The following is a 12,900-nucleotide window of genomic DNA, read 5'->3' on the forward strand; positions in this document are numbered from 1 at the left end:
TACTTTTGATGTCTTTTCTCTCATATTTTAAGTCTATGACAAAAATCTCTTTGGATTTTTGTCATAGACTCTTTTTTTTAAAAATATTTATTATGAGAATTTCCTGCGTTAGACTGCTTATTTTTCATTTATTATTCATTTTTGATAATGGAAGTTTTGTTGGATAAAGTGAATAGCTCAAGGTTCAACAAAAATAAAGAAAAAATTAATATGTTAAGTTTGGGGAAGGTGAAATGCTGCTCTCATAATACGCCGTTTTATTCATTAAACGATAGTTGAAAAAAATAAGTGCCCTTGTTATTCTTTGAATTAAACTAATGGGGGCGAAAAGCATGGAATCGTTAAAAAGTAATCTTTTTTTGACCAGAGAAGCATATTTGGAAGCTTTTGAAACAATCATGACACCTTTAAAAACGGCTATTTTAACATCAGAAAAACCTGGCGTAAATTTTGGGTCCAGTGGTGCTGTCTATGATCAGCAACATGCTGAAATGGAAGCGCTCATTCGACCATTATGGGGAATTGGACCGTATTGGGTTGCTTGTAAAGATGATGTTTTAAGAGATGCTTATGTGGAAAAATTAATCGCAGGAACTGATCCGTCATCCCCAGACTATTGGGGCGATATTGTTGATTATGATCAATATATTGTGGAAGCAGCAGCATTATCTTTAACTTTATTGCTTCATAAGACATATTTTTGGTCCTGTTTTTCTGAGAAACAGCAAGAAAATATCATGGTTTGGTTAAATAAGGCACTTGGTTGTAAAATTCCTAAAAATAATTGGACGTTTTTCAAAGTGCTCATTCGTTTAGCACTCGAGGGATGTGGACAAGTGATTAACCAAACGGAACTAGAGGAAGAATTGGCGTTGATTGAACGCATGTATTTAGGTGATGGTTGGTATATGGATGGTAAAACTACGCAAAGAGATTATTATATTTCGTTTGCTTTTCATTATTATAGTTTGATTTATGTCAAATTTATGCGAGAAAGAGATCCTATTCGTGCGAAACGTTTTACAGAACGAGCCGTTATGTTCGCGCAGGACTATCTGTACTATTTTGATGAGGAGGGCGAAGCGTTACCTTACGGACGTAGTCAAACGTATCGGTTTGCTCAAGGAGCGTTTTTCGCAGCTTTGATATTTGCAGAAGTAGAGGCGTTACCTTGGGGACAAATAAAAACGCTGTTAGCAAAACATTTACACTGTTGGATGCAACAGACTATTTTCACTTATGATGGTCGGTTGTCCATTGGCTATCATTACGAAAATTTAGTAATGGCAGAAGGTTATAACGCACCAGGCTCTCCGTATTGGGCTTTTAAAACATTTTTGTTGCTCGCAGTGGATCAAGACCATCCATTTTGGCGTGCTGAACCGCTGGCTATAAAACGAGAAGAAAAGCGTTTGATAGAAAAGGGAAACATGTTATTAATCCATCCTAAAATGAAAACGCATGTCCTCGGCTATCCTGCAGGACTATGGCTTGAAAATCAAGCACATGCTGCGGCTAAATATAGTAAATTTGTCTATTCTAGCCGCTTTGGTTTTAGCGTTCCCAAAGCTGGTGCGCGTTATGAGGAGGGGGCTTTTGATAACGTATTGGCTGTTTCTCGTGATGGTGAATATTTTCGTGTTAAAGGGAAAGTTCATGATTTTTATTTAACAGAGGAGCAAGTTTATTATAAATGGCTACCTTTTCAAGAAGTAGAAATTGAAACAACCATTTATCCTTTTGGAGAATGGCATGTTAGAGTACATGAAATAGTGACATCGGTTCCATTAAAAGTGCGCGAAGGAGGATTCAGTCTACCGTTACTTGGAAAATTTTCAGAAAAAGAACTTGGTAAAGAGTGGGCTAGAGTCGATTCAGGAGAATTGTGTTCGCAAATAGTTGCAATTGAAGGGTATGACCACGCAGGTATTCTTCAACCTGAACCCAATACATCGTTGTTTTTCCCAAGAACAAGTTTACCTTATTTACAAAAAGAGCTACCAATAGGAACGCATCGCCTGATTTGTTTGGTAGGTGGTGTGACAAGGGAGGAATAAAAAATGATAAAAATCGAATTGAAAAATAAAGACAATCAGATTATTACTGGCCGAATCGATCACGAGAAGCCAGAAGCGCCATTCGTGGCGGAGGGAGACACGTTAGCGGTATTAGCAATTAAACAGTACCTTTATCAAGTTGGCGATAAAATTGTAGTGACTTATACAGGGGCTACCCCTTATTTGATGGTTCAATTAGATGAAACTTTGGCTCCTTCATTGATTTATCTAAAAGAAAAAGTTTGGGAATATCAAATTCCATTAGAAGAATCTGCTCGAAAAGCTTTTGTTGATACGGCCTTTCATTCAGCAAGGCACCAAATAATGGTTCGACAAGCGCACACGTTTGAAAAAGACAATTATCAAAATCTTTCTATGAATACACATGACCAAAAAGAATATTCAGGAGCCTATCCTCATGCGTATGCAAACGTTGAAACGAGAAACGATGCTGTTTTCTTTGCGAAAAATGCTATTGATTCTAAGTTTGGTAACCTTTCTCATGGCTCGTATCCATTTGCTTCTTGGGGAATTAACCAACAAAAGGAGGCACAGTTAACGATTGACTTTGGCAGACCTGTAGAAACGGACTGGATCCGCTTGCTATTTCGGGCGGATTACCCACATGATAGCTATTGGGAGGAAGTCACTTTAGCCTTTTCAGATGGAGAGGAACGAGTAGTTGCCACAACGAATACCGCCTGTTTTCAAGAAATAAAGTTCCCAATGAAAACAACACAAACTTTGACATTAAAATGCTTACGAAAAGCGCTGGACTCTTCTCCATTTCCAGCGTTGACCCAAATTGAAGTATTCGGTCGGAATAAATAACAAGAGGTCGGGACAGAACCGTTTAGCTCCGAGAAATAAGAAGAAATTTCCGAAAATTGATCTTTGATTTTTGGAGACCAAGTAGGTATTGTTCATCATCGAATCACTACGTTCTTCGTGATTCTCAACAATTTCGGCTTATTTCCGAAGGACCTTCAACTCTTAGAGCTTTAGCTCTTAGAAGTTGTTGAGATCGGAGCAACGCGTAGTGTTGGTTCTGTTCCCGCCGTTTATCAGTTTTTGAGCGTGGAGCAAAAATCCAAAGTGATTTTTGTCCCACGCTCTTGTTTTTAAGATAAATAATCAAGAAAGGTCGCTTTTTATTTTCTTTTACGTTATAATACAATAAGTTAATATGTTAACAAGTTAAGGAGTGATGGAGATGTGTAGTCAAGAAAATAAACAAAGACTGATCTCTCTAGGAGAAAATGTCACAGATGAATGGATTCAAACGCAATTAAATGAATGCGTTTCAAAAATTGCTAAAAATATGCAGCGTTTCGGAACACAGTTTCCTTCAGCTTGTGCTACGAATGGTCGATATCGTCTCAAAGCTAACGATGATTGGACCAATGGCTTTTGGACAGGCATGCTTTGGCTGGCATATGAGTGGTCTCACCAAGAAAAATTTCGTTTACTGGCAATGGAAAATATTGACAGCTTTCAACAACGGTTAGAGGAGCATTTTGTTTTGGACCACCATGACATTGGTTTTTTATATAGTCTATCGGCGGGTGCTGGGTATAAAATTACCGGTGATGAGCGCTGTAAACAAGAAGTGCTAGCTGCCGCTGAAGTATTGTCAGCACGATTCCAAGAAAATGGCTCCTTCATTCAAGCGTGGGGCCATTATGGTGATCCCAAAGAATATCGATTAATTATCGACTCATTAATGAATTTACCGCTTTTATTTGAAGCAACTAAATTATCTGGAAATAGGGTTTATGAGGAAATTGCCTCACGTCACTATCATACGTTAATGAAAACGGTGATTAAATCCGATGCGACAACTTATCATACCTATTATTTTGATCCAGAAACAGGCAAACCAAAACATGGAGCTACGCATCAAGGACATAGTGATACTTCCATTTGGGCACGAGGCCAAAGTTGGGCAATTTTAGGGATTCCCCTAAACGAAACATTTCTCCATTCCCAACCATTTCCAGAAATTTATCCACAAATAGTGGAGGTTTTTCTAGCTCATTTGCCAGCAGATTTAATTCCCTATTGGGATTTTGATTTTAATGACCAAATGCCATCTGACAAAGATAGCTCGGCGCTGGCAATTGCGGCATGTGGTTTATTGGAAGCAGACAAACTACAGGCTTTTCCTCAAGCAAAAGAGCTTGCCAAAGGAATGATTTATCAATTAGGAGAATATTATCGTACGAAAAATGATTCCGAAAATGAAGGACTGCTACTCCATGGTGTTTACGCACATGCAGAAGGAAAAGGGATTGATGAACCCAACTTATGGGGCGATTATTTTTACATGGAAGCCTTAATGCGTTTAGCAAAACCATCATGGCAAAGATACTGGTAAAGGGGAAAAATGATGCAAACGTTTGAGATTAAAGAAGACTTTTTATTAAATGGACAACCAATAAAAATTATTAGCGGGGCGATTCATTACTTTCGAATGACACCTAGCCAATGGGAAGATAGCCTCTATAATCTGAAAGCTTTAGGAGCTAATACAGTAGAAACCTACATTCCTTGGAATATTCATGAACCAGAAGAAGGCGTATACGATTTTGAAGGAATGAAAAACATTGAAGCATTTGTCCGCTTGGCAGAAAAACTGAATTTACTAGTTATTCTGCGTCCTTCGGCTTATATTTGTGCAGAATGGGAGTTTGGTGGCCTACCCGCATGGCTTTTGAAAGAAAAAGGTGTACGATTACGTTCGACAGATCCTATTTTTATGACTAAAGTTCGTAACTATTTTCAAGTATTATTGCCTAAACTAGCACCGCTGCAGATAACACAAGGTGGACCAGTGATCATGATGCAGGTTGAAAATGAATATGGGTCCTATGGCATGGAGAAAGCGTACTTGCGACAAACCAAGCAGATAATGGAAGAACTGGGGATTGAGGTTCCTCTTTTTACATCTGATGGCGCTTGGGAAGAGGTTCTGGATGCGGGGACGTTAATTGAAGAGGATGTTTTTGTGACAGGAAATTTTGGCAGTCATTCGAAAGAAAATGCTGCCGTTTTGAAAAAATTTATGACTCGTCATGGTAAAAAATGGCCGTTGATGTGCATGGAATACTGGGATGGGTGGTTCAATCGTTGGGGCGAACCAGTGATTCAGCGGGAAGGTACCGACTTGGCGAAAGAAGTAAAAGATATGCTGGCAGTGGGTTCTTTAAATCTCTATATGTTTCATGGAGGAACAAATTTCGGCTTTTATAACGGGTGTTCGGCGCGAGGTGCAAAAGATTTACCTCAAGTCACTAGCTATGATTATGATGCTTTATTAACAGAAGCAGGAGAACCAACGGAAAAATATTATGCCGTTCAAAAAGCAATTAAAGAAGTATGTCCAGAAGTTTGGCAAGCACAACCACGCACGAAAAAACTGGGGAATTTAGGAAGCTTTCCAGTAACTGCTAGCGTATCCTTATTCGCAGTAAAAGATCAAATGATGACACCGAAGACCACCGCGTATCCATTAAGTATGGAAGAAGCTGGCTCAGGCTATGGCTACTTGCTTTATTCGTTTGATTTAAAAAATTATCATCATGAAAATAAACTAAAAGTCGTCGAGGCCAGTGATCGTTTACACATTTATGTAGATGGAGATTTAGCTGCTACCCAATATCAAGAGACAGTGGGAGAAGAGCTACTGATTTCAGGGCAAACTGAAAAAGACACACTTGCGTTAGATATCTTAGTGGAAAACTTAGGTCGCGTTAATTATGGCTTTAAATTAAATAATCCGACACAAAGTAAAGGAATTCGAGGTGGAGTGATGCAAGACATTCATTTTCACCAAGGCTATCAACACTATCCCTTAACTTTTTCACAAGAGCAATTAGCCAAGATTGATTACACAGCTGAAAAAAATCCATTGCAGCCTTCATTTTATCAAGTAACATTTGAATTAGAACAGCTAGCAGACACGTATATTGACTGTCGAGGCTACGGCAAAGGATTCGTTGTGGTCAATGGTCATCATCTAGGTCGTTATTGGGAAATAGGACCCATTCATTCGCTGTATTGTCCCAAAGAATTTTTACAGCAAGGACAAAATGAAGTAGTAATTTTTGAAACAGAGGGAATTGAAATTGAGTACTTGAAATTTACGAATCAAGTAATCATAGATTAAAAAAATAGAAGTAGAAGCTGAAATTTATTCGGCTTCTACTTCTATTTTGGTTTTGAAATATTTCCAATGTTTATAACTAATAATATATTCAGCAACACTACCATCTGCGAGATAGGAATGTTTAACTTGTTTAACAGCGGGTTCACGAAAACTTAATTGAAGTAAATTCAATAACTCAGCATCTTCGGGAAAGACAATTTCATTTGTTTCTACAGAAGCTAACGAGAAGAGGTCTACTGAAAAATCTTTACGGACTCGTTCATACACACTTGCATAAGCTGTGAGGTCCTTTGAGAGCGGCTCTTTAACAAGCTTTTTGGGAAGATGTGTGATATGTACGAGAAAGGGTGTATCTTCAGAATAGCGTACACGCTTGATTCTATAATAAGAAGCGTTAGCTGGTAAGCCTAATTCCTTTAAAATTTCGGCTTGATTTTCTTCTTCAATTGAAAGGACTTTAACTTTTTCAGAGTCTAAAGAATGCAACTCGATATCAGAAAATTTTACATTTTGCGAAACTTTTGATTTCGAAACAAAGGTCCCTTTTCCTTGGATACGATACAAGTAACCTGCACTGGTCAGCTCATTCAGTGCTTTGACAGCTGTGATAGAACTAACAGCATATTTTCGTTTAATATCGGCTTCAGAATAAAATTTATCACCAGGAATAAAGGTATGATTTTTTATTTCACGTAAAAGGTCTTGTTTAATTTGTTCATATTTAGGTAACATGCGATTGCCTCCATTCTAGTAATCGAATGAATTAAGCATAACATGTTAACTAGCCTTTAGCAAACACTTTGAAAAAGAGGAAAGACAATTTTTATTTAAAGAATTCAAAAAAATAAATTCAATATATTAAGATATTAGGTTTACGGATAACTTAGTATGTGTTATAGTAAGTTCGTAGAGAACATAACATGTTAAGTAGGGTCACCTACATCTAGGGAGGGAAATTCGTGGAAAACATTGTACTAATTAGTCATGGTAGCATGGCTGAAGGCGTCAAAGTTAGCTTAGAAATGATCGTTGGTCGGCAAGAACACGTGCATACAGTCTCATTACGACCAGATAGCGACAATCTTCAATTTGAGAAAGAGCTAAATGAAAAAATGAAAGCCCTTAACGGTACGACACTGATTATTGCTGATTTACTAGGAGGAACGCCATGTAACGTGGCAACTAAGAATTATTTGAATGTTGACGGAGTGGAAATTATTGCAGGGATGACGCTCTCTGTTGTGATTGAAGCAGTGGTTAATCAACAGGCTTCGATTAAAGAATTAGTTTGTTTAGCACAAGAAAATATTGTTGATGTAAAAGCTGGGATGAATCAAGCAGAACAAGAGATTTCAGAAGCCAGCAAAGAAAAAGAATTAAGTAACTATAGTCAATATGCTGGAAAAGAAAATATTGTAAACACACGGATTGATGAACGGTTAATTCATGGACAAGTAGCGGGAATTTGGTCGACAAGTCTTAGTACACAGCGAATAATTGTAGCCAATGATGAGGCGGCTACAGATCCTTTACAAAAATCATCTTTGAGAATGGCAGCGCCTTCTTCGATGCGTTTATCTGTTCTTGGAGTAGAGGCTGCCGCTAAAAATATTCAATCAGGAAAATATGGTAAACAGCGTTTATTTTTATTATTTAAAAATCCGAAAGATGTGCTCCGCTTTATCGAAGCGCAAGGACCTATCAAAACTGTAAATGTTGGGAATATGAGTTACAAAGAAGGAGCACGCGAAGTAACAAAAAGTATTCAAGTTTTACCAGAAGAAGAACAAATTTTTGAAACAATCGCTTCAAAAGGCGTCACTGTGACAGCCCAATTAGTTCCAAACGATCCAGTCGTTGATTTTATGAAAAAATTACGCGGCTAAAACTGTCAGACTAAGAAAGAATATTTTTAAATTTAGGAGGAAATTTCAATGCATTTAGCAGCGTATCAAATTATTTTAATTACTATTTATGCGTTTATTGCTATTAATGACTCACTTATTTCAAATACGTTGACGCAACCAGCTATTGCTGGAATGATTTCTGGAATGATTATGGGAGATTTAAAAACTGGTTTAATGGTTGGCGGCACTCTTCAATTAATGCGTTTAGGAATTGCTGCTTTTGGTGGAGCATCGGTACCTGATTATTTCACAGGGGCTGTTTTAGGAACCGCTTTCGCTGTAATCTCTGGAAAAGGAGCGGAGTATGGTATTGGTTTAGCTGTTCCTGTTTCTCTGTTGATGTTGCAACTAGATGTAGTGGCCCGTTTTTGTAATGTCTTTTTACTTCATAGTGTCGATAAAGCGATTGATAAGATGCAAGTAAAACGGATTCCACGCTTAGTTTTATCTGGTTCTGTTCTGTGGGGACTGTCTCGTGCCATTCCGATTTTATTAATGTTATTAGCGGGGGATGCTGTAGTAACAACGATTACCGATAACATGCCAGAATGGCTAATGACGGGCTTAAAAACAGCTGGAGGAGTATTACCTGTTGTCGGTGTAGGGATTTTATTACGTTACTTGCCAACGAAGCAATATATCCCCTATTTACTATTAGGCTTTTTCTTAGCGGCTTATTTAAAAGTTCCAATGTTAGGTGTTTCGATAGTTGGGATGGTAGCAGCGATGCTTGTATTTAAACGTGATGGGGTAAAAAGCACGACACAAGCAACAACAGGAAATGGTGATTTTGAAGGAGGATATGACGGCGATGAGTAAGCATAAACTGACAAAAAAAGAATTAAATGCAATTAGCTGGCGTTATATTTTAGGAAGCCAATTAAACTGGAACTATGAACGTATGATGAGTTCAGGATATTTATACGGCATCTTACCTGTTTTAAAAAAATTCTATGGTCATGATGAAGCACAATTTCAAGATATGATGCGCACACACAATCAATTTTTTAACACCAATGCTATTTTTGGGAATTTAATTATGGGGATTGATGTGGCGATTGAAGAGCAAGATGGTTATAAAGCGAAAGAAACAATTATTGCGCTAAAAACAGCTCTGATGGGTTCTTTGGCAGGCGTTGGAGACTCTTTATTCCACGTTATTTGGGGGACGATTTTCGGCTCTGTTGCAGGGACACTGGCTCAAAATGGTTCGGTGGTTGGCTGTGTTATTTGGATTATTGCAAATATTGCACTATTGTTTGGTCGGGCCGCGCTCTTACCACTTGGTTATAAGCAAGGGGTCAAACTAGTGACGACCTTAAAAGACAAGTTATCTGCCTTTACGAATGCAGCAACTGTTCTTGGTGTGACTGTGATTGGTGCCTTAATTCCTTCAGTTATCAAGGCGACAGTTCCTTTTGTTTATAAAAAGAACGGGGTCGAATTAGTTATTCAAGATACGTTAGATGCGATTTTGCCTTCCTTAGTTCCAATCTTACTTGTTCTTTTAACTTATTGGATGTTAGGTCAAAAGAAACTAAATTCCACACGAGTGATTTGGATTATTTTAATTTTATCGATTGTTTTGAGTGCCTTTGGTATTTTGGCGTAAAAAGTATATTAAGTGATTTTCAGAGAGTCGGAGAGTGTAGAAAGTATTTTTCTTCACTCTTTTTCTCTAATTCGGATGTAAGCGTTTTACGATAATTTTTTAGGAGGAGAAAGAATGAAAAACAGGAAAATATGGGTAATGCTGGTCGGACTGTTTACTGCTTTGACGAGTGGATTTATGGGAACCACCCTTACTTTTGCAGAAGAAAACGAAGCGAGCCAAACGATTGAGCAACCCTCTTACATTTCAGATTTCCCCAATCAAGTTGGGCATTGGCAAGATTTGGTAGGAACAGCAGAAAAAAAGAATGATTCTGCTGGTTTATGGATCGCAAACACGAAGCAAGGGACAAACCTCGAATCTGTCTCTATCAATCTTGATGCACGCGAACAATCTTCAGGAGATCTTGAACTAACCTTTTTATATGAAGGGCAAAGTAACTTCGGATTGGTTTTTCGCGGAGATAAACAAAAGACGAGTCAATGGCAATCTTTTGCTTATAATCGTGACGGTCGCTGGCAGTTAGGACAACCAGGCGGTAAATGGCTAACTAATATTCCGGGACCAACATTACTAAGTGGTCAACAATATAAACTGCTAGTTCGCTATGATGGGAAAAAAATTCAAACATTCCTGAATGATCAATTATTTTATGAAAATGAAGAGGTTCATTATCCTGATGGTACGTCCATTAATGATGACTGGATGGGTGCTGTAGGAATTAGACTATTTGGTAATCTATCAAAGCTGAATATCATTTCTATGAAAAGTGGCCCCGTTGGTAGCATTCCTGTTATCGATTCATCTGCAGAATACCGAGAATTAAAAGAAAAATGGCGAAATCAGCTTGTTTCAAAAGAATATGATTCAACTAACCAAGCGCTTGTAGACTACGTCCAAAAAATCTCCAATGAAGCAACAGAACTCGATCAAACGATGAATAAAGAGCCGAACCGCAGCTATTTATGGCCACTAGAGCCTGGCAATACGCCATCGGCTGATTTAACGACTCAATTTACCAAATTGCAAAAATTAGCGTTAGCCTATGGAACGAAGGGGAGTACGCTTTACCAAGATGACAAATTGGCAGCAACCATTATTGATGGCTTAGATTTTATGGTAACGCAAAAAGGATATGATGGGAAAAAGTACCATGGAAATTGGTGGGACTGGCAAATTGGTGTGCCACAGAAGTTTCTTAATATTCTAATGATTTTAGAGGATAAAGTTTCTCCAGAAAAGCAACAAATCTATACAAATGCGCTGAGCAGTTATGTCCCAGATCCGTTTAAACAGTTGTATACAAAACCACAAGGAACGTTTGTGGATTTAGCTTTTATCCCAAATTTTGTGACATCAGGAGCGAACCGAACGGACTTAGCTTTAACTGTTTTGGGGTTAGGAATTTTACAAAAGGATAGCGGGAAAATTAACCAAGCATCCAGTAGTATCGTCGATGTATTTAAATTAGTCACAAAAGGTGATGGTTTTTACCAAGATGGTTCTTTTATCCAGCACAATAACATTCCTTATACAGGTTCGTATGGCAATGTTTTGGTGAAAGGGGTTGGACAAATTTTGGCCATTACAGCAGATTCATCTTTTCAAATGGATGCAACTCTTGTGACAGAATTTGTTGAAAATGTTGATCGTGCCTTTCTTCCTTTGATTTATAAAGGTGAAATGCTACCAACCGTGAATGGCCGTTCCATCTCAAGAGCCCCAGCAGTTGGAAAAACAGGCTACGGCTCAACTACCATGTATAATTTATTAATTGTGGCTAAATTTGCCCCTAATAATTATCAAAAGAAATTTCAAGAAGCCGTTAAATATTGGATGAAGGAGAACCCAGATTATTATTTGACAAATGCTCGTGATTTTAATGATTTACAGATGACTATGCAACTTTTAACTAATCCAGAAATTACGGGAGGGCAACTTCCTTTTACAGGCACGAAACTTTATGCTTCGATGGATCGATTTGTCCAACGCACACCTAGTTATATGTTTGGGCTAGGCTTGTATTCAAAGCGCACTGCATCTTTTGAAGCAGGGAATAAAGAAAATAAACGTGGCTGGCACACTGGTGACGGAATGATGTACGTATATAATGATGACGAGGTTCAATTTAATTCCAGCTATTGGCCAACTGTAGATCCCTATCGACTACCAGGAACAACGGTAGATACCATTTCTTTGGCAGATGAAGTTTCAGCATTTACAACAATCACATCGAAAGAGCAATGGGTTGGTGGAGTAACGTCAGACAATCAGGCAGTAGTAGGGATGGCTCTTAATAAAGACGGGACCAAAAATAATGGGAAACTTTTACCTATGAACCTACAAGCTAAAAAATCTTGGTTTGTATTAAATGGGCAAATTATCGCATTAGGCGCAGGAATTAAAGGGGATACAGAAGCTTCGATTGAGACAGTTGTTGATAATCGTTTGTTAAATGATGCGTATCAGTATCAAGTGCTATCAAATATTGGGGAGATTCATGAGAAAAATGAAACGAGTAAAAAACAATGGTTATTACTAAAGTCGGATCATTCCAATGCTAATATGGGTTATTATTTTCCAGAAGAAACAACGGTAAATGTTAAAAGTGAAACTAGAAAAGGAACCTATAAAGCAATTAATGAAGCATTTCCAAGTGATAAAGAATATGTAGGTGATTATCGAACATTTACGATTCAACATGGTCAACACCCAACGAACGAGCATTATGCTTATGTAGTTTTACCAGGAATCGATGAAACTGATTTAAAAACATATGCTGCCAAAAAAACAGTAGAAGTTCTCTCAAATACAGAAGAAATTCAAGCAGTTAAGCAAGAAGAAGAAGGCTATCTTGGGGTTAACATTTGGTCAGAAACTGGCGGTACAATAGCAGGGATTACCTCAAATAAAGCTATTTCTTTAATGAGAAAGACACAACAACACCAAAAAACGTATACTTTCTCTGATCCCACACAAACAACTAAGACACTGACTTTAAAAATACCAAAAGATTACAGCACAGTAATTAGTCAAAGTGACGGAATCACTTATGATGATGCAACAGAAACCTTTACTATTAATTTTGAAAATGCTGCAGGAAGTAGTAAACAAATTATTGTAGAATAACTAAAAGAAATTAAAGTAGCCTCAAAT

At 37.8% G+C, this 12,900-nt stretch carries 9 protein-coding genes; 8 read left to right on the forward strand and 1 reads right to left on the reverse strand.

The window, feature by feature from the left end; all coding sequences use genetic code 11:
* The first annotated feature begins 317 nt into the window (after window positions 1-317).
* From IGJ46_RS02820 to IGJ46_RS02835, 4 genes are all read left to right on the forward strand, one after another.
* Window positions 318-2,057, forward strand: a complete 1,740-nt coding sequence (locus tag IGJ46_RS02820; protein WP_002379144.1) for a DUF2264 domain-containing protein — start codon at window positions 318-320, stop codon at window positions 2,055-2,057.
* 3 nt (window positions 2,058-2,060) lie between these two features.
* A complete protein-coding gene (locus tag IGJ46_RS02825; protein WP_202563005.1) occupies window positions 2,061-2,888 on the forward strand; it encodes a hypothetical protein in 828 nt (275 codons plus the stop codon).
* 382 nt (window positions 2,889-3,270) lie between these two features.
* Window positions 3,271-4,434: a glycoside hydrolase family 88 protein gene (locus IGJ46_RS02830; protein WP_002381271.1), complete on the forward strand. Its 1,164-nt coding sequence runs from the start codon at window positions 3,271-3,273 to the stop codon at window positions 4,432-4,434.
* A 12-nt stretch (window positions 4,435-4,446) separates the two neighbouring features.
* Window positions 4,447-6,225 (forward strand): glycoside hydrolase family 35 protein, encoded by a 1,779-nt coding sequence (locus tag IGJ46_RS02835; RefSeq protein ID WP_218391568.1) that lies wholly within the window; start codon window positions 4,447-4,449, stop codon window positions 6,223-6,225.
* A gap of 24 nt (window positions 6,226-6,249) precedes the next feature.
* Here the strand turns inward: IGJ46_RS02835 and IGJ46_RS02840 are convergent, their stop codons facing one another.
* Window positions 6,250-6,957, reverse strand: a complete 708-nt coding sequence (locus IGJ46_RS02840; protein WP_002366233.1) for a GntR family transcriptional regulator — start codon at window positions 6,955-6,957, stop codon at window positions 6,250-6,252.
* Window positions 6,958-7,217: 260 nt separating this feature from the next.
* On the opposite strand from IGJ46_RS02840, the gene IGJ46_RS02845 reads away from it, so the two are divergent.
* The 4 genes from IGJ46_RS02845 (at window position 7,218) to IGJ46_RS02860 (ending at window position 12,873) form a co-directional block, all read left to right on the forward strand.
* Complete coding sequence (locus IGJ46_RS02845) at window positions 7,218-8,111, forward strand: PTS mannose/fructose/sorbose transporter subunit IIAB (protein ID WP_002383065.1); 894 nt, start codon at window positions 7,218-7,220, stop codon at window positions 8,109-8,111.
* A 48-nt stretch (window positions 8,112-8,159) separates the two neighbouring features.
* Window positions 8,160-8,951, forward strand: a complete 792-nt coding sequence (locus IGJ46_RS02850; protein ID WP_002392445.1) for a PTS mannose/fructose/sorbose/N-acetylgalactosamine transporter subunit IIC — start codon at window positions 8,160-8,162, stop codon at window positions 8,949-8,951.
* Window positions 8,944-9,744, forward strand: coding sequence for a PTS system mannose/fructose/sorbose family transporter subunit IID (locus tag IGJ46_RS02855; RefSeq protein WP_002383066.1), 801 nt, complete (start codon window positions 8,944-8,946; stop codon window positions 9,742-9,744). The genes IGJ46_RS02850 and IGJ46_RS02855 overlap by 8 nt, the downstream gene beginning before the upstream one ends.
* Before the next feature lie 114 nt (window positions 9,745-9,858).
* The gene (locus IGJ46_RS02860; protein ID WP_010709263.1) at window positions 9,859-12,873 is read left to right on the forward strand and encodes a polysaccharide lyase 8 family protein; all 3,015 of its coding nucleotides are present in this window, start codon (window positions 9,859-9,861) and stop codon (window positions 12,871-12,873) included.
* Window positions 12,874-12,900: the final 27 nt, after the last annotated feature.

It is taken from the genome of Enterococcus sp. AZ120 (assembly GCF_050546165.1).
Lineage (GTDB): Bacteria > Bacillota > Bacilli > Lactobacillales > Enterococcaceae > Enterococcus > Enterococcus faecalis.

Coding starts and splice junctions, on each gene's coding strand:
- IGJ46_RS02820 (WP_002379144.1), top strand. CDS start 318: ATGGGGGCGAAAAGCATGGAATCGTTAAAAAGTAATCTTTTTTTGACC.
- IGJ46_RS02825 (WP_202563005.1), top strand. CDS start 2,061: ATGATAAAAATCGAATTGAAAAATAAAGACAATCAGATTATTACTGGC.
- IGJ46_RS02830 (WP_002381271.1), top strand. CDS start 3,271: ATGTGTAGTCAAGAAAATAAACAAAGACTGATCTCTCTAGGAGAAAAT.
- IGJ46_RS02835 (WP_218391568.1), top strand. CDS start 4,447: ATGCAAACGTTTGAGATTAAAGAAGACTTTTTATTAAATGGACAACCA.
- IGJ46_RS02840 (WP_002366233.1), bottom strand. CDS start 6,957: ATGTTACCTAAATATGAACAAATTAAACAAGACCTTTTACGTGAAATA.
- IGJ46_RS02845 (WP_002383065.1), top strand. CDS start 7,218: ATGGCTGAAGGCGTCAAAGTTAGCTTAGAAATGATCGTTGGTCGGCAA.
- IGJ46_RS02850 (WP_002392445.1), top strand. CDS start 8,160: ATGCATTTAGCAGCGTATCAAATTATTTTAATTACTATTTATGCGTTT.
- IGJ46_RS02855 (WP_002383066.1), top strand. CDS start 8,944: ATGAGTAAGCATAAACTGACAAAAAAAGAATTAAATGCAATTAGCTGG.
- IGJ46_RS02860 (WP_010709263.1), top strand. CDS start 9,859: ATGAAAAACAGGAAAATATGGGTAATGCTGGTCGGACTGTTTACTGCT.